General features: G+C 68.7%; 12 protein-coding genes. 6 read left to right on the top strand and 6 right to left on the bottom strand.

Translation table 11 applies throughout. The features are described from left to right. The 3 genes from ABY44_RS16455 to ABY44_RS16445 all read right to left on the bottom strand — a co-directional run. The coding region (locus tag ABY44_RS16455; RefSeq protein WP_431641409.1) for a beta strand repeat-containing protein at positions 1 to 2,292 on the bottom strand (2,292 nt) is incomplete at its 3' end. Between the two features lie 497 nt (positions 2,293 to 2,789). Next, the gene (locus tag ABY44_RS16450; RefSeq protein ID WP_431641408.1) at positions 2,790 to 4,034 is read right to left on the bottom strand and encodes an NAD(P)/FAD-dependent oxidoreductase; all 1,245 of its coding nucleotides are present in this window, start codon (positions 4,032 to 4,034) and stop codon (positions 2,790 to 2,792) included. A 67-nt stretch (positions 4,035 to 4,101) separates the two neighbouring features. Further along, on the bottom strand, positions 4,102 to 4,881 hold the full coding sequence (locus tag ABY44_RS16445; RefSeq protein WP_059698940.1) for an ABC transporter substrate-binding protein: 780 nt from the start codon (positions 4,879 to 4,881) through the stop codon (positions 4,102 to 4,104). Between the two features lie 378 nt (positions 4,882 to 5,259). Between ABY44_RS16445 and ABY44_RS16440 the strand changes: the two genes are divergently transcribed. From ABY44_RS16440 to ABY44_RS16420, 5 genes are all read left to right on the top strand, one after another. Then, entirely contained in the window at positions 5,260 to 6,222 is a 963-nt protein-coding gene (locus ABY44_RS16440; protein ID WP_060193517.1) for an ornithine cyclodeaminase family protein, read from the top strand. Continuing rightward, the gene (locus ABY44_RS16435; RefSeq protein WP_060349001.1) at positions 6,219 to 7,013 is read left to right on the top strand and encodes a helix-turn-helix transcriptional regulator; all 795 of its coding nucleotides are present in this window, start codon (positions 6,219 to 6,221) and stop codon (positions 7,011 to 7,013) included. The genes ABY44_RS16440 and ABY44_RS16435 overlap by 4 nt, the downstream gene beginning before the upstream one ends. Positions 7,014 to 7,233: 220 nt before the next feature. Then, positions 7,234 to 7,965 carry a DsbA family oxidoreductase gene (locus ABY44_RS16430; protein ID WP_431641407.1) on the top strand — a complete coding sequence of 244 codons (732 nt, stop codon included), beginning with the start codon at positions 7,234 to 7,236 and terminating at the stop codon, positions 7,963 to 7,965. A gap of 136 nt (positions 7,966 to 8,101) precedes the next feature. After that, positions 8,102 to 9,541, top strand: a complete 1,440-nt coding sequence (locus ABY44_RS16425) for a DHA2 family efflux MFS transporter permease subunit (protein ID WP_431641406.1) — start codon at positions 8,102 to 8,104, stop codon at positions 9,539 to 9,541. Between the two features lie 299 nt (positions 9,542 to 9,840). After that, complete coding sequence (locus ABY44_RS16420) at positions 9,841 to 10,629, top strand: sulfite exporter TauE/SafE family protein (protein WP_027788233.1); 789 nt, start codon at positions 9,841 to 9,843, stop codon at positions 10,627 to 10,629. Positions 10,630 to 10,784: 155 nt separating this feature from the next. Here ABY44_RS16420 and ABY44_RS16415 read toward each other — a convergent pair whose 3' ends face one another. The 3 genes from ABY44_RS16415 to ABY44_RS16405 all read right to left on the bottom strand — a co-directional run bounded on the left by ABY44_RS16415 (position 10,785) and on the right by ABY44_RS16405 (position 15,827). Continuing rightward, complete coding sequence (locus tag ABY44_RS16415) at positions 10,785 to 12,620, bottom strand: S10 family peptidase (protein ID WP_176096536.1); 1,836 nt, start codon at positions 12,618 to 12,620, stop codon at positions 10,785 to 10,787. Between the two features lie 614 nt (positions 12,621 to 13,234). Then, positions 13,235 to 15,325, bottom strand: coding sequence for a D-(-)-3-hydroxybutyrate oligomer hydrolase (locus ABY44_RS16410; protein WP_334047048.1), 2,091 nt, complete (start codon positions 15,323 to 15,325; stop codon positions 13,235 to 13,237). Positions 15,326 to 15,461: 136 nt separating this feature from the next. Next, the gene (locus ABY44_RS16405; RefSeq protein ID WP_021157129.1) at positions 15,462 to 15,827 is read right to left on the bottom strand and encodes a BON domain-containing protein; all 366 of its coding nucleotides are present in this window, start codon (positions 15,825 to 15,827) and stop codon (positions 15,462 to 15,464) included. 423 nt (positions 15,828 to 16,250) lie between these two features. Here ABY44_RS16405 and ABY44_RS16400 point away from each other — a divergent pair. Further along, a partial coding sequence (locus ABY44_RS16400; RefSeq protein ID WP_431641405.1) for a TAXI family TRAP transporter solute-binding subunit occupies positions 16,251 to 17,514 on the top strand: 1,264 nt, incomplete at its 3' end.

Raw genomic sequence — 17,514 nt, 5'->3', positions numbered from 1 at the left:
CCCGAGGGCCACCGGACCGTTCGCGAGTGCGCCCGTCACCGAACCGAGCGCACCGGTCAGTGCGCCGGCCGGGTTGCTGCCACCCGTCAGGCCGCTCACGAGGTTCGTGATCGGTGCGATCGGGTTGTTGCCCGCCGCGCCCGACAACGTGCCGACGACCTGGTTCACGACGCCTTGCACCGGCGCCAGCGGGTTTGACCCGCCGAGGTTGCCGAGCGTGCCGACCACCTGGTTCACGACGCCCTGCACCGGCGCCAGCGGGTTCGTGCCGCCGAGGTTGCCGAGTGCGCCCACGACGGAGCCGACCGCGTTACCCAGTGCGTTCGTGGCCGTGCCGACCGCATTGCTGTTGCCGAGCGTGCCGACCACCTGGTTCACGACACCCTGCACCGGTGCCAGCGGATTCGAGCCACCGAGGTTGCCGAGTGCGCCCGTCACCGAGCCGAGTGCACCGGTCAGCGCACCAGCCGCGTTGCCGCCCGTCGGCAGCGCGTTCTGCAGGCCGTTGACGAGGTTCGTGATCGGCGCGATCGGGCTGCCGCCACCGGCACCGGACAGCGTGCCGACGACCTGATTCACGACGCCTTGCACCGGCGCCAGCGGATTCGAGTCGCCGAGCGTGCCCGCAAGCTGCGTGACGACACCCTGCACCGGCGCCAGCGGGCTGCCCGCGCCGCCGACGTTGCCGAGCGTGCCCGTGATCGTGTTGACCGCGTTGCTCAGCGTGCCGGCCGGGTTGCCGCTGCCGAGCGTACCGGTAACCTGGTCGACGACGTTCTGGATCGGGGCCAGCGGGTTCGAGCCGCCGCCGATGCCGCCCAGTGCGCCCGTCACTGTGCCGAGTGCGCCGGTCAGCGCGCCTGCCGGGTTGCCGCCGCCGAGCGCGCCCGTGACCTGGTTCACGACACCTTGCACCGGAGCCAGCGGGTTCGAGCCGCCGCCGATGCCGCCCAGTGCGCCCGTGACCGTACCGAGTGCACCGGTCAACGCACCAGCCGGGTTGCCGCCGCCGAGCGCACCCGTTGCGGTACCGAGTGCGTTGCTTAGCGTCCCGGTCGCCGTGTTCAGTGCGCCGGTCAGCGCACCCGCGGGATTGCCGCCGCCGATAGCGCCCAATGCGCCGAGCGCCCCCGTCACGTTGCCGATTGCACCGGTTACCGTGCCGGCCGGATTGCCAGCACCGAGCTCACCCGCCACGGTACCGAGCGCACCCGTCAATGCGCTGGCCGGGTTGCCGTTATTGAGCGCAGTCGTGACTTGATTGACGACGCCTTGAACCGCCCCCAGCGGGTACGAGCCGCCGCCGATACCGCCCAGTGCGCCCGTCACCGTGCCGAGTGCGCCGGTCAGCGCACCAGCCGGGTTGCCACCGCCGAGCGCACCCGTTACTTGATTGACGACGCCTTGAACCGGCGCCAGCGGATTCGCCCCGCCGCCGACGTTGCCCAGCGCGCCCGTCACCGTGCCGAGTGCCCCCGTCAACGCACCAGCGGGATTGCCACCGCCGAGCGCGCCCGTTACTTGATTGACGACACCTTGAACCGGCGCCAGCGGATTCGACCCGCCGCCGACGTTGCCGAGCGCACCGGTCACCGTACCGAGTGCACCCGTCAACGCACCAGCCGGGTTGCCGCCACCGAGTGCACCCGTTACTTGATTGACGACACCTTGAACCGGCGCCAGCGGATTCGCCCCGCCGCCAACATTGCCCAGCGCACCGGTCACCGTACCGAGTGCACCCGTCAACGCACCAGCCGGGTTGCCACCGCCGAGCGCACCCGTTACTTGATTGACGACACCTTGAACCGGCGCCAGCGGATTCGCGCCACCGCCGACGTTGCCCAGTGCCCCCGTCGCCGTGCCAACCGCATTGCCCAACGCACCCGTCGCCGTATTCAGCGCACCGGTCAACGCGCCGGCCGGGTTGCCGCCGCTCAGCGCACCCGTCACCTGGTTCACCACGCCCTGAACCGGCGCGAGCGGCTGCACCGTGCCGCCGCCACCGCCGAGTGCACCCGTCACCGCCCCCACGGCGCCCGACAGTGCCTGGCCGGGGTCGCCAAGGGACGTCTGGATCGCGCCCGCCCCGCCCGCCGCCACGGTGACCGAACCCAGCGGCGACGTCCCCGTCGCGACCAGCCCGACCGAGACGCTGTTCGTCGGCGGGTTGACGATCACTTGCGGGATCGGCAGCCCATCAAGGGGCCCCGCCACCGCGGAACCCGAAGCCAGCACCCCGAACACCGTCGCGACCGACAGCGCTGCACCCGTCAATTTCAGATTTTGTCCCATCTTTGTTTTTCCCCATCTCGGTTGGCACAACGTTGATAAAGCATGGGGACGGATTGCACGAAGTGTGCCAATTCGAAAAACCGGATTGATTCGTCTGTCTATTAGCGATCAATAACGCTTTTTTAATCGATTTCAGACGAAAAGCATGACCCCGGCATCGCAATCATCTGATGAAAAAGGGCGTCGGAGCACGGATGTAACGTAACGTTTGCGAGCCCCGTGGTAACGTGTTCCGGTACATTCCGCGTAACACCGGAGCGCGCCGCCAAGGTGGTGCATCAGACCGTCACGAGCGGCTGCCGATTACACATTTCAGCAAAATGAAAATGCATTGATAAATCGCCGATTTGCTGATTTTCTTTATTTGGCGATCATCTTTCTTGCCGATTACGCAGATCATTTCCGATTGCGCGATTTCCGGTAATCCGGATAGCAGAATGAAACATTGTAAAGGCCGCGTCGCAACCGGCGCGCGCGAGGCTGCGCGCGCCGCCGGATCAGCCGAAGCGTGCGGGCCGGTACGGATGGGGATCGATATAGGTCGGCGCGCCCGTCATCATTTCGGCGAGCAGGCGCCCGGTCGCGGGGCCGAGCGTGAGCCCGTGGTGACAATGGCCGAACGCGAACCACAGGTGGCGATGGCGCGGCGCGGGCCCGATCACCGGGCGCATGTCGGGCGTGCACGGCCGCATCCCGAGCCACGGCTCGGGATCGAGCCGCTCGCCGATGCCGAACGCGTCGCGCGCCAGCGGCTCCGCACGCGCGAGCTGCACGCCGGTCGGCGGTGCGCCGCGCAGCGCGATCTCGACGCCGGTCGTGAGCCGCAGGCGGCCGCCTTCCATCGGCGCGACGACGAAACCTTCCTCGGTATCGCACACCGGCACGTTCAACGGCGCGCGCGTCGGCCGGTAGTGCATGTGGTAACCGCGCTTCGCGCGCAGCGGAATCCGGTAGCCGAGCGGCGCGAACACGTGATCGGACCACGGCCCGAGCGCGACCACCGCCGAGCGCGCCGAGATCGGCCCGTGTTCGGTACCGACCTGCCAGCCGTCCGCCACCTGCACGAGCGTCTTGGCATCGCCGAGCACGAACGTGCCGCCGTCGCGCTCGAACAACCGGGCGTAGGCCTTGGTCAGCCCGCCCGGGCTCGACACGGTCTTCGGGTCCTGCCAGTGGAATGCGCCGCAGAACGCGTCGCTGACGCCGGGCTCCGTCGCGCGCAACGCACGTGCGTCGAGCACCGTCATCCGCAGCCCGTGCGCGTCGGCCACGCGCTGCTGCACGCGCGTTTCCGCATCGAACAGCGCGGGCGAACGGAACGCCTCGATCCACCCGCCGTCGCGCACGAGCGGCTGCGCATCGGTACGCGCGAGCAGCGCGTCGTGCTCGACGACGCTCGCCGCGACGAGCGGCAGCAGGTCGCGCGCGGCGGCCGCGAGCCGCTGCGGCGACGATTCGCGCCAGAAGCGCGCGAGCCAGCCCGCATACGCGGGCAGCGCGCGGTAGTCCCAGTAGAGATCGACCGAGCGGTTGCGCGCATAGCGCAGCAAAGTGCCGAGCCGGCGCGGAAACGCGTACGGCACGACCGACGAGCGTTCGATCAGCCCCGCATTGCCGTGGCTCGTTTCCTCGCCGGGCGCGCGCCGGTCGACGAGCGCGACGCGCAACCCGCGATCCTGCAGATGCAGCGCCGACGACACGCCGACGATGCCGGCCCCCAGAACGATGACGTCGAAATCCATGGTTCCCCGTACTGCGTCGAGATTCGATGCGGCACACACCGGCCCGGCGGCCGGCGCGCGGCGGTCATTACTTCGCGACGATGTCGCGCTTGAAGTACTTCTGCGACAGCGCGCCGAGCGTGCCGTCCTTCTTCAGCGCGTCGAGCGCGCCGACGATCTTCGCCTGCAGCGCCTTGTCGTTCTTGCGCATCCCGAAGCCCGTGCCTTCGCCGAGCGTCGCCGGATCCTTCAGCGGCTCGCCGACGATCTGGTAGTCGCGGCCGGCCGGCTTGTCGAGGAAACCCTCCTGCGCGGTCTGCGCTTCCTGCACGGCCGCGTCGAGACGACCCGCGACGAGATCGGCGTAGATCTGGTCCTGATCCTGGTACGACACGACGGCCACGCCCGCGTTGGCCCAGTGCGCCTTCAGGAAATCCTCCTGCGACGAGCCCTGCAGCACGCCGACGTGCTTGCCGCGCAGGCTCGCGACGTCGGGCCGCAGCGGCGAGCCGTGCTTCGCGACCATCACGATCGGCACCACGTAGATCGCCGGCGTGAAGTCGATGCTCTGCTTGCGCTTCGCGGTGATGTTCATCGCCGAATTGATCGCGTCGAACTTGCGCGCCTGCAGCGCCGGAATCAGGCCGTCGAACGAATTCTCGACCCACACGCATTTCATGTTCAGCTTCGCGCACACCGCGTTGCCGATGTCGACGTCGAAACCCTGCAGCTGACCGGCCGGCGTCTTGCTCTCGAACGGCGGATAGGCGGCTTCGATCCCGAAGCGCAACGTGGTCTGTTCGGCGTGGGCCGTGACGGCCGCACAGGCGAGCGCCGCAGCGGCGCAGAGGGAGAGCTTCCAGTTCATGACGGTCCTTCCGTTCTGGATTGAGGCGATGAAGATCGGTACACGACGGCCGCGGCCGGGCGCCGGATCGGCATTCGAAGCAGGCGGTCGCCACACGGCGGCGGGTCGTGTCCTGCACGCGAAATATAGACTCAAAGTCTACGATAGACTATAGGGGATACGAGAATCGTGCCCCGATACGCGGCATCGGAAATTCGCCCGACATCGAAAACACCCTTGATTTATCGATGTTTTTCCAGAATCGCGCGATGAAACACAGTCTCGAAAAGAAAAATTCTCCCGATTTCGTTTGTCTATATTAGACTTTTCGTCCATCACGAACACTGCCGGACACGTCGATCGAGACAGTCCAGTCCGGCCCCGACCGGAGATGTCCTCATGACGCAAACCGCCCCGACCCTGCCGCTGACCGTCGACGAAGCCGCGGTGCGCGCGGCACTGCCGTCGCTCGACGTGCTCGGCACGCTGCGCAGCATGTTCGCGTCGCTCGACGCGGCGCGCGCGGTGCAGCCGCCGCAAACGCTCACGCTGTTTCCCGAGCAGGCCGGCGACTTCATCACGTATCTGGGCGCGCTTGCCGACGCGCAGGTGTTCGGCGCGAAGCTGTCGCCGTATGTCGTGACGGGCGGCAAGCCCATCGTCACCGCGTGGACCGCGCTGATGTCGATGCGCACGGGCCAGCCGCTGATGTGGTGCGACGCGGGGCTGCTGACGGTCGAGCGCACGGCCGGCACGACCGCGCTCGCGGTCGATTGTCTCGCGCCGGGCAACGCGCGCCATCTCGCGATCGTCGGCGCGGGCGCGGTCGGCCTCGCGCACCTGCGGCACACCGCGGGACTGCGCGACTGGGAGACGATCCGCGTGTACTCGCCCGCGCTCGCCGGCGACGCGGCGCAGCAGGCGGCGCTTGCACAGCTCGACCCGCGCGCACGCGCCGCCGCGAGCGTCGAAGCCTGCGTGCGCGACGCGGACGTCGTGATGCTGTGCACGTCGTCGGGCACGCCCGTGCTCGGCGACGGGATGCTCACGCGCCCCGCGCTCGTCACGTCGATCAGCACGAACGTCGCGCGCGCGCACGAGATCCCGCCCGCCTGGCTGCCCGGCATGGACGTGTACTGCGACTACCGGCACACGACGCCCGCGAGCGCTGGCGAGATGCAAATCGCGACGGCCGAGCACGGCTGGGAAGCCGCACGGATCGCCGGCGACCTGCCCGCGCTCGTCGCCGGCACCTGCCCTGCACCGTCGTACGCGCGTCACGCATTCTTCCGCTCGATCGGCCTCGGGCTCGAGGACATCGCGATCGCGCACGCGCTGTACGCGCACCTGACGCGCGCATGAGCGGCACGCGAGCGCGGGGCCGATACAATGGCGCAACCGCCGCGGCGGCCGCGCGCGGGCGCACGGGCATGCCGGCCACCGGCACGCCGCCTCGCCGGCCCGATGGGCTGCCCGGCCTCCGCCCACCCGAGATGGCGACACCGATGCGCAAGAAGAAATCCCCCGTCAAAGACCTGCTGCTCACCCGCTATGCGCCGATCGCCGACGGTATCGCCGCGCTGTTCTTCCCGTACGCGGAAGTCGTGATCCACGACCTGCACGACCAGACCGTGCTGTATCTCGCGAACAACCTGTCGAAGCGCGAGGTCGGCGACGATTCCGCGCTGGAGGAAATCGATCATTCCGCGCGCGAGCGCGTGATCGGCCCGTACGAGAAGCTGAACTGGGACGGCCGGCGGATGCGCTGCGTGAGCAACGTGCTGTTCGACGACGAAGGCCACCCGGCCGGGATGATGTGCATCAACTTCAACATCGCGGTGTTCGACGAGGTGCGCGCGACGCTCGACCTGTTCATCAAGGGTGCGGGCGTGGTCGCGCAGCCGGACGAGCTGTTCCGCGACGACTGGCAGGAGCGCATCAACACGTTCCTGCACGGCTGGCTGCGCGAACGGCAGGTCGGGCTGAACGGGCTCACGCGCGAGCACCGGCGCGAGCTCGTCGAAGCGCTGTACGCGGAGGGCGCGTTCCGCGGCAAGAGCGCGGCGAACTACGTCGCGAATGTGCTCGGGATGGGTCGCGCGACGGTCTACAAACACCTCAAGCACCTGAAGGAAACGCAGGGCGACGCGTAAGGGAAACGCGGCGGGCTGGTTCGCCGGGACGACGAAACGCCTGTTCGTCGGGACGCGCGGCGGCGGCCGGTATCGGCCATCGCTATCGGTGCGCCGCTTCCGTGTCTATGCTTCGTGATGCGGCGGGCCCCCGTTTCACGCGCCCGCCCGGCCTGGACGAAGCGTCGAAGCATAAAGTGATATAGTCCCGGTTACATTTTTTTGCTGCCCGGAATCGCCCATGACGACCGCTCCCGCCCCGATTGCCCGCCCGACCCTGACCGTCGAAATCTGGTCCGACCTGATCTGCCCGTGGTGCTGGATCGGCAAGCGCCGCTTCGACGAGGCGCTCGCCGCGTTCGCGCACGCCGAGCGCGTCGACGTCGCGCTGCGCGCATACCGGCTGATGCCGGGCCAGCCCGTCGAGCCGGTCGAGGCGATGCTCGCCGGCAAGTACCGGATGTCGCCCGCGCAGGTCGACCAGATGCTGCGCCAGGTGACCGAGGCGGCCGCGAGTGTCGGGCTGCGTTACGACCTGCCCGGCACGCTCGTCGGCGACACGCTCGACGGCCACCGGCTCGTGAAGCTCGCGGAAGCGACGGGCCGCGCGCACGCGCTGACCGAGCGGCTGTACCGCGCGTATTTCTGCGAGCACGGTTCGCTGTTCGATCACGCCGAGCTGACCGAATTCGCGGTCGAAGCGGGGCTCGAGCACGCGGCCGTCGAAGACGTGCTGCGCAGCGACCTGTACCGCGACGAAGTCGAAGCCGACATCGCCCGCGCCGCGCAGATCGGCGGGCGCGGCGTGCCGCTGTTCGTGTTCGGCGGCCGTTACGCGGTGTCGGGCGCGCAGCCGGCCGACGCGTTCGCGCAGGCGCTCGACCAGGCATGGCGCGACGGCATCGTCGAACTCGACGGCAGCGACGCGGCCGCATGCGGCCCCGACGGCTGCGAACTGCCGGCGCGCGCGTAACGCCCGTCGCATCCGTCACGCGCGTCCCGCCCGGACGCGCGACTACGCATCGCTCCTGCCACAAACCGGCAGGAAGCCCGCGCCGAGGGGGCCTACAATGCATCCTTTCAAATAACTATCAGAAGGCTGCAAGCCCATGACCCACGGGATCCACGGCGAAAAGCGCTGGTACGCGCTGATCGTCCTCTGCCTCGGCGTGCTGATGATCGTGCTCGACAGCACGATCGTGAACGTTGCGCTGCCATCGATCAGCACCGACCTCCATTTCACCGAAACAGCCCTCGTGTGGGTCGTCAACGCGTACCTGCTGACGTTCGGCGGCTGCCTGCTGCTCGGCGGCCGGCTCGGCGACCTGTATGGCCAGCGGCGCATGTTCCTCGCCGGCCTCGTCGTCTTCACGCTCGCGTCGCTCGCATGCGGCCTCGCCCAGTCGCAGACGATGCTGATCGCCGCGCGCGCGGTGCAGGGGCTCGGCGGCGCGGTGGTGTCGGCCGTGTCGCTGTCGCTGATCATGAATCTCTTCACCGAGCCCGGCGAACGCGCCCGCGCGATGGGCGTGTACGGCTTCGTCTGCGCGGGCGGCGGCAGCATCGGCGTGCTGCTCGGCGGGCTGCTGACGAGCTCGCTGTCGTGGCACTGGATCTTCCTCGTCAACCTGCCGATCGGCATCGCCGTCTATGCGATGTGCGTCGCGCTGCTGCCTCGCCTGCGCGCGCCGGCCGGCACCGCACGGCTCGACGTCGCGGGCGCGGTCACCGTGACCGCATCGCTGATGCTGGCGGTCTACGGGATCGTCGGCGGCAACGAAACCGGATGGCTGTCGACGCAGACCGTCGTGCTGATCGGCGCGGCCGTCGCGCTGCTCGCCCTGTTCATCGCGATCGAGGCGCGCGCCGCGCATCCGCTGATGCCGCTCACGCTGTTCGCCGCGCGCAACGTCGCGCTCGCGAACGTGATCGGCGTGCTGTGGGCGGCCGCGATGTTCGCGTGGTTCTTCCTGTCCGCGCTGTACATGCAGCGTGTGCTCGGCTACGGGCCGCTGCAGGTCGGTCTCGCGTTCCTGCCGGCGAACCTGATCATGGCCGCGTTCTCGCTCGGGCTGTCCGCGCGCATCGTGATGCGCTTCGGGATCCGCGGCCCGATCGCGGCCGGCCTGCTGATCGCGGCGTGCGGCCTCGCCCTGTTTTCGCGCGCGCCGGTGGACGGCGGCTTCGCCTGGCACGTGCTGCCCGGCATGACGCTGCTCGGCATCGGCGCGGGCGTCGCGTTCAACCCGATGCTGCTCGCCGCGATGAGCGACGTCGATCCGGCCGATTCCGGGCTCGCGTCGGGGATCGTCAACACCGCGTTCATGATGGGCGGCGCGCTCGGCCTCGCCGTGCTCGCGAGCCTCGCGGCCGCCCGCACCGACGTGCTCGCGGCCGCGAATGCCGCGCCGCTCGACGCACTGAACGGCGGCTACCATGCGGCCTTCGCGTTCGGCGCGGCATTCGCTGCCGCCGCCGCGCTGATCGGGCTCGCGCTGCGCATCCGGCGGCAGGACGCCGTCGAAGGCGCCGGCCCCGCGATGCACTGACGCCGACGAGCCGCAGGCGGCGGATGAATCCGGCCGTTTGCATCGAACCTGGGGCGCGCACAGTCGCGCCCTTTTTCTTCTTCCGGGTGCCGCGCACCGCCCGTCCTGTCGTGACGGGCCGGCGCCGGCCACCACGTTGGCCCTGCCCCGTTCAAACGCCCGTTTCACCGCCGCCTGCCGCCCGCGCCTTCCCGGCCGATTTTTAACGCAGTCGTACACCGACCCGCCACATTTGCGACAATGGCGGACTTTGACCCACGCGCCGCTACCGCCGAACGCCGCATAACCGCCTCCTTCCGATGTCGCTTCCCCATATCGATCTGCTGTACTCGTTGTCCGGCCTGTTCGTCGGCATCCTCGTCGGCCTGACCGGCGTCGGCGGTGGTTCGTTGATGACGCCGATCCTCGTGCTGCTGTTCGGCGTCCACCCCGCGACGGCGGTCGGCACCGACCTGCTCTATGCGGCGGCGACCAAGGCCACCGGCACGCTCGTCCACGGCCTGAAGGGTTCGATCGACTGGCGCATCACGGGCCGGCTCGCGACAGGCAGCGTGCCGGCCGCGGCCATCACGCTGTGGTGGCTGCACACGCACGGGATGAATACGCCGGGCACCGCGCGGATGATCCAGCTCGTGCTCGGCGTCGCGCTGCTGCTCACGTCGCTCGCGCTGATCTTCCGGCCGCAGCTCACCGCGTTCGCCGCGCGCAATCCGCTCGCGCCGAACCCCGCGCGCACGCTGTGGTCGACCGTGCTGACGGGCGCCGTGCTCGGCGTGCTCGTGTCGATGACGTCGGTCGGTGCCGGCGCGATCGGCGTCACCGTGCTCCTGCTGCTGTATCCGATGCTCGCGACGACCCGCATCGTCGGGTCCGACATCGCGCACGCGGTGCCGCTCACGCTGGTCGCCGGCATGGGCCACTGGCTGCTCGGCTCGGTCGACTGGTCAATGCTGCTGTCGCTGCTGCTCGGCTCGTTGCCGGGCATCGTGCTCGGCAGCCTGCTGTCGGCGCGCGCACCCGAGCGGCTGCTGCGCAACCTGCTCGCCGCGACGCTCGTCGCAGTCGGCGTAAGGCTCGTGCTCGCGTAGGCAGGCGCCGATCCCGCCCTTCATCCGCGGCTGCGCCCTTTCCCGGCCAGCGCATCCGACGCGCGGCGCCCTCCGCTGCCGATAAAAAACAGCCCGACCGGCCTGCGCCGATCGGGCTGTCGTCTGTCCGGGGCGGCTCGAGCCGCCCGCCGCGCTTACTCCCCCTGCTGCTGCAGTTTCTGCTGCTTGAGCTGCTGCGTGCGCGCCTGCAGCTTCAGCACCCGCTGCAGGGCGGTGCGGTTCGCGAGGATCCCGTCGTAGAAGTTGGCGAGATCGCCCTTCAGCGCGGTCCGCGACGCGTCGTTCAGGTAGATCATGTGGCCCGACGGGTAGTTCTTGATGGTCAGGTTCTGCGCCTTGAGCGTCGGGTCGAGCGGCATCTGCGCGAGTGTCAGCTCCGTCTGGTGGAACGGCGTGACGGCGTCGAAATAGCCGTTCGCCGACAGCACCTTCAGGTCCGGGTTCACGCTCATCGTCGACGCCAGGTCGCCGGCCGTGTACAGCGTATTGCCGCCGCCCTTGTTCGCGCCGGTCGGGTCGGTGTGGCTGAAGTCCCAGTTGTTGAAGACCTGGTCGTTCAGGTCCACGAACGACGACGTCGACGTGTACTTGAGGTCGGTGTTGATGTAGCTGTTCCACAGCACCGTGTACGCGCCGCCGACGTTCGTGATCGACGGATCGTTGCTGCCCGAGTTCGGCAGGATGTACGGCGCGATGCCCTTGCCCGTGAAGTTCGCGCGACCGTCGTACTGGCCGATCTGCGTGCCCGGCACGAGCGTCAGGAAGAACGTGTACGGCGGGTTGTCGTCCGACGACGGCACGTTGCCGAGCGCGGCCGGGTTGCCGAACGTCTGGATCAGCGACGTGGGGTCCGTGCCGATGTACGCGCCCATCTGCTGCGCGGTCTGCAGGTTCAGGTTCAGCCGCACGTTCACGAAGCCGCCGTCCTGCGGGTTCGGCTTCTGCGCGAGCGGCGCGAGCGTGTTGTCCGCGTAGTTGCGGGCCTGGACCATGTACGCGTCGAGATCGGTCGGCGTCGGGTTGAGCGTCGTCTTCTTCCAGTAGAACGCGTCGGCCGCGAGCGTCGGGAACGTGCCCGGCGCGGACAACGCATTCGCGTAGTCGAGGATCGACGACTGCAGCGTGATCCCGTTCAGGTCGATGCCGTCCTCGTGCAGCACCCACGACACGACCGCGCTGCGCGCGGTGCCGTACGACTCGCCGTACAGGAATTTCGGCGAATTCCAGCGCGAATACTTGGTCAGGTAGCGCTGGATGAAGCGGTCGATCGAGCGGGCGTCCTGGTCGGTGCCCCAGAAGTCCTTGTTCTTCGCCGGGGCGATCGCCGTCGAATAACCGGTGCCGACCGGGTTGATGAACACGAGGTCGGTACGGTCGAGCAGGCTGTCCGGGTTGTCGAGCAGCTTGTACGGCGCGGGCGGCGTGAAGTTCGGAAACGACGACTGCAGGCGCTTCGGCCCGTACGAGCCGAGCAGCAGGTAGACCGACGACGAGCCGGGGCCGCCGTTGTAGAAGAACGTGACCGGGCGCGGCTTCGACGGGTCCGGATTGTCCTGCGTGTACGCGACGTAGAACATCTTCGCGTTCGGCGCCGAGGTGACCGGGTCGATGGTCGTCAGGTGGCCCGTGGTGGCCGTGTACTTGATGGTCTTGCCGCCGATCGTGACCGAACGGTGGACGACGGCCGCCCCTTCCGTGGAATCCGTGACCGCGTCGTTCGGCCCGGTGCCGTACACGTCGTTGTCGACGTACGGCTGGTCGGCCGCTGCGGCCGTTGCGTTGGTGTTGGCCGACGTGCTGGCGCCGGCCGACGTCGCGGCCGCGGCGGCGGCCGAAGCAGCCGGGCTCGGCCCGTCGTCGCCGCCGCACCCCGTGACGAGCAGCGCCGCGGCCGCGGCTGCGGCGAGCGGCACGCTCAGTGTCGTTCCGAATAGCGCGAAACCGTCTTTCAAGGACTTCCGTGTCGTCATTATTGCCTCTCGAACAGAACGATAAATACCGCCGGTCGCAAAGGATCATTTGCGCCGGCGCTCCGCACCAGGAATGCATTCGTTATGCGACGCACTCCGAGTTTTTTACCGGATCGGCGAATACCGATCGGCACGATTTACCCCACCCATGTTTTTTTGCAACCGCACAACGGAATCAATTCCATTGCAAACGGCAATTCAATAATCCACAGCAATACGAATTCATTGCGCGAATTTGCATGCACACAAAATCGACGGCAAAAACACACCCCGCAAGGCCCGCCCGACAAGGGCGCCTCGCTTGGAACAGACGAACGATCCCCCTCGGCGAGATACCGATTAATCGCAGAATGGCGATCAACCGCGACTCTAGCCGATTTAACAAAATCGAAAGGATCGATTAACTAAACGGAAAGGAATATCTTCGTATCTGTAATTTATTAAATTAAGTGAAAATACCGGCGCATATTAGGGTTCTGATTTACCGCCGTAAAGTAAGAATTTGTTACAGCGCTCGCCATTCGGACAAAAGCCAATCCGGGACCGATTCCATTCGCACAAAGGAAAAAGCCGGACGGCTGTCCGGCTTCGTGCGGGCGGCGCGGCGGGCGCCGTCAGAGCGGCACGTCGATCGTGCCGGCACCGGTCGTGATCGCGTTCGCCCCCGGCGCGGCCGAGATCGACGGCAGGTTCGCGCTCGTCAGCGCGGGCGCGGCGCCCGGCGTGCCGCCGCGCGGCACCGTGCGGATCACCTGCGACGGCGGCAGCGGCGCACCGTTCTTCAGGTGCCGCCACATCAGGTTCAGCGCCTGCAGGTTGTAGTAGTGAACCGGCACGAAGCGCGTGTCGAAGCCCGGCACCGGCAGGAACGCGTCGAAGTGCTGGCCGTTCGTCACCTCGTAGAACACGAGCCGGCTGCGCCCGCCTTCGCTGATGCCGTTCTGCGCGACGTACGCGCGCGATGCGTGGTTCACGGGCACCAGCGCATCGCTGCGGCCCTGGACGATGATCGCCGGCTTGCCCTGCAGGTTCGCGTTCACGCGCACCGCATCGACGTTCGCGGGCATCCCGAGCATCCCGTTCGTCCAGAGCCGGCGCAGGCACAGTGCGCCCGCGAAGCTCGCATCGGGTGTCGCGAGCCGGTGGTCGATACCCGCGCCCGTGTTGAACACGAGGTCGATGCCGGCCGTCGGCGGCACGCCGTTGCCGACGCCGAAGACGGCCGGCATCGGCGACGTGGCCGGCGCGGCGACGGCGCCCGTCGCCGGGTTCGTCGTCGCGAAGCTGAAATTGCACAGGTTGTCGGTGACGCGCGAGCGCGTGTACGCGTTCGCATACGTGACGGCGATCGCCGGAATCGCCTGCGAATCCCACATCGGCGCTTGCAGCAGGTCGGAATCGGCAAGATAGCCGGCCGCGTGGAGCTGCGCGAGCGCGTCGGCGGCCTGGCTTTGCGTATCGGCCCCCGACACCAGCCCGGCCGCGGCGAGCGTCGCGCAGCGCTGCGTGCGGATCGACTGCGTGGTCGCCGCCGGCAGCGCGCTCAGGTACGGCGCACCGGCAAGCGACGCCGACGCGGCCGCGCACGGCTGAAGCAGGTTCGCGAGGGTCGCGTAGTCGGCCAGCGGCCGGCCGAACGACGGCACCGGCTGGCCGCCCGAGCGCACGACCGCGTTCGGCGCCATCCGCACGTTGATTTGCGGCTCGCCGACCACGACCGCGGTGATCCAGCCGCGATTGTCCTGCTCGGCCGCCGCGAGCGACGCGCCGCCGCCGTTGCTGACCGACGCGGCGATCGTCGTGATGTCGCCCGCACGATAGCGCACGCCGTGATGCGAGCTGTCGATCAGCGGGCCGAACTGCTCGTTGAGCGCCCAGTACGCGAACTCGACCGACTGCAGCGTCACGCGCCCCCAGTCCTGCTCGGGATTCTGCTGCGAATGCGCGTGCTTGAACGCATAGCGGTTCGGGAAGCGGGAATTGAAGGTGGCGAGATCGCCGCTCGTCACGTTCGCGGTGAACAGGCTCGCGGTGCCGGCCAGCACCGCGTTGGCGAGCGTGCCGTCGATCAGCGTGACGGTGTCCGACATGAGTTCGTGCGCGCCGTTGCCGCCGCCCTTGTCGTTGTAGGCAACCGCGCAGCCGCGCTTGAGCGCCCATTCGCCGGCTGCGGAAATCGCGCCGTACACGCCGCGCGAGCCCGACGACGTCGCGGTGACGATGCACGGCTGCGCGGGATTGAAGCTGGCGGGCACCTGCACGAGCAGCGTCACGTTCTTGCTGCCGCTGCCGTCGTCGGAGTACGCGAGATATTCGGTGCCGGGGATCTTGCCTTCGCCGAGCGTGGCGTTGCCGTCGAGATCGACGTTCGGCCCCCAGAAGCGGCCGTAGCCGCCGTTCGCGCTCATGTCGACGAGCGCGCGGTAGTTCGACCAGATCGCGAGGCGGCGCAGCTCGGCGCCCGTCGGCCGGGCGGCGTTCGCGAAGCCCGGCGCGGTGGCCGAGCCGAGGCCCGTCTTGCCGAGGCCGGCCGTCAGCAGGTCGTCGCTCGCGCCGTCATAGGCTGTCGTGCGCACGCTGCCGGACACGAAACCGGGCAACCGGTTGCGCTCGGCCGATTCGTCGCCGTTGCAGGCGCCGAGTAGCGCGATCGCGGCCAGCGCCGCGCCGAAAACCATCCGCCTGCCCCACCCGAGCCTCGTCATCGCCGCCCTCTCGATATCGTTATCGGTCCGCCGCCGCTTCATGCGGCTTGCGGCCTCTCAAGCGCAAACGGGCCCCGGCATGCCGGGGCCCGCCTGGAAACGGGCGCACGCGGCGCTCGCGCGCCGCCGCCCGGCATCACTGCTGCTGAACCGTCAGCTTGTTCGTGACCGACGTCACGCCCGCCACGCCCTTGGCTGCGGCTTCGGCCTTGTCGATCTGGTCCTGGGCCGGCATCGTGCCTTCCAGCGTGATCGCGCCGCCCTTCGAACGCACGACGAGGTTCGACACGTTGACGCCCGATTCCTTCGAAATCGCCTTGCGCACCGTATAGCCGAGCTTGCGGTTCGCCTTCTTCGCGGTTTTCGCGGCGGCCTTCGGCGCGCTGGTCGCTGCCGCGGGCGCTTCCGTTGCCGCCGCATCGCTCGACTGCGCATACACGCTGCCCGACAGACAGGCCGCCACGGCGGCGACACCCAACGCTCTCAACACGATCGACTTCATGCTATCTCCTTATCACTCCGGAACGGCCGTGCACAGTACGGCCGGATACCCCCAAAAACAGCCGGCCCGCGCGCGAACGGGCGGGACAGCCGGTGTTTTCCACGGCGATACGAGAGAGGCAAGACGGGCTGGCGGACGGCGCACGCGAGAGCGGGCCGGCCGGGCCGGACAGCCGCCGGCCGGACGCGCCCGGTCTCATTGCGTGCCGGGTCGCGCGCGAATCGGGCGCGGCTGCGTCGCACAATGTAATCCAGCGCCCGCGGAAGCGCAAAGCTTTTGACGCGGCGGCCCCCGCCGCTGTCGTCGCGCCGCCGCGCCGCACTCGCGCACGCACCGCTAAACCGGGTACCATCGCCGCGAGAATCCGCATCGTCCGCGCCGACCGTCACCGATACGTCACGCCAGCGTCATCCGCCGCCCCCCATGAAGCCAGCCCGCCCCCGCCCGCCTCGCCGCATCCTCGCCCGCTTCGTCGCGGTGTCGTGGCGCGACCTCGCGCTGTCGATCGGCCCCACCGTGCTGCTCGCTGCCACGGCCGTCTGGCTCGCGGTCAAGCTGATCCAGCCGGCCCCGCCGTCCACGCTCGTGATCTCGTCCGGGCCGCCCGGCAGCACGTACTGGAACGCCGCGCAGAAATACAAGACGATCCTCGCGAAGAACGGCGTCACGCTCGACGTCCAGTCGTCCGAAGGGTCCGCCCAGAACCTCGCGCGGCTGTCGAACCCGAACGCGCCGGTCGACGTCGGCTTCGTGCAGAGCGGCATCGGCCCGAAGGAGCGCGACGAACACCTCGTGTCGCTCGGCAGCATCGGCTACGTGCCGCTCGCGATCATGTACCGCGGCCCGGTCGTCGCGCGCCTGTCCGACTTCAAGGGCAAGCGGCTCGCGCTCGGCGCGGAAGGCAGCGGCGCGCGCGAACTGAGCCTCGCGCTGCTGAAGATGAACGGCATCGTGCCGGGCGGGTCGACCGAACTGCTGCCGACCGCCGGCGAGGATGCGGCCACCGCGCTGCTCGACGGCAAGATCGACGCGGCATTCCTGTCCGGCGACTCGACGCAGATCCCGGTGATGGCGAAGCTGTTCCGCGCACCGGGCGTGCACGTGTATTCGTTCACCCAGGCCGAGGCGTACGCGCGGCGCTTCCCGTACCTGACCGCGATCACGCTGCCGATGGGCGTCTACGATCTCGGCCGCAACCTGCCGCCCACCGACATCCACACGGTCGCGCCGACCATCGAGCTGGTCGCACGCGACTCGCTGCACCCCGCGCTGTCCGACCTGCTGATCGAGGCGGCGCGCGAGGTGCACGGCCACGCGACGATCCTGCAGCACGCGGGCGAATTCCCGTCGTCCGTCACGCGCGGCTTCCCGCTGTCCGACGACGCCGCGCGCTACTACAAATCCGGCAAGACCTTCCTGTACCGGCGGCTGCCGTTCTGGGTCGCGAGCCTCGTCGACCGGCTGCTCGTCGTGGTCGTGCCGCTGATCATTGTGCTGATCCCCGGGCTGCGGCTCGTGCCGTCGCTGTACGGCTGGCGCGTGCGCTCGCGCATCTATCGCTGGTACGGCGCGCTGATCGCGCTCGAGCGCCGCGCGCTCGGCGAGCACACGGCCGAGGAGCGCGTGCAGCTGCTCGACGAACTCGACGACATCGAGGAAGCCGTGAACCGGATGAAGATGCCGCTCT

Source organism: Burkholderia sp. ZZQ-2 (genome assembly GCF_050768715.1).
In the GTDB taxonomy this organism is placed as follows: Bacteria; Pseudomonadota; Gammaproteobacteria; order Burkholderiales; family Burkholderiaceae; genus Burkholderia; species Burkholderia cepacia.
Note: the sequence above shows the minus strand (reverse complement) of the source record. Positions and strands in the feature narration are given on the sequence as shown.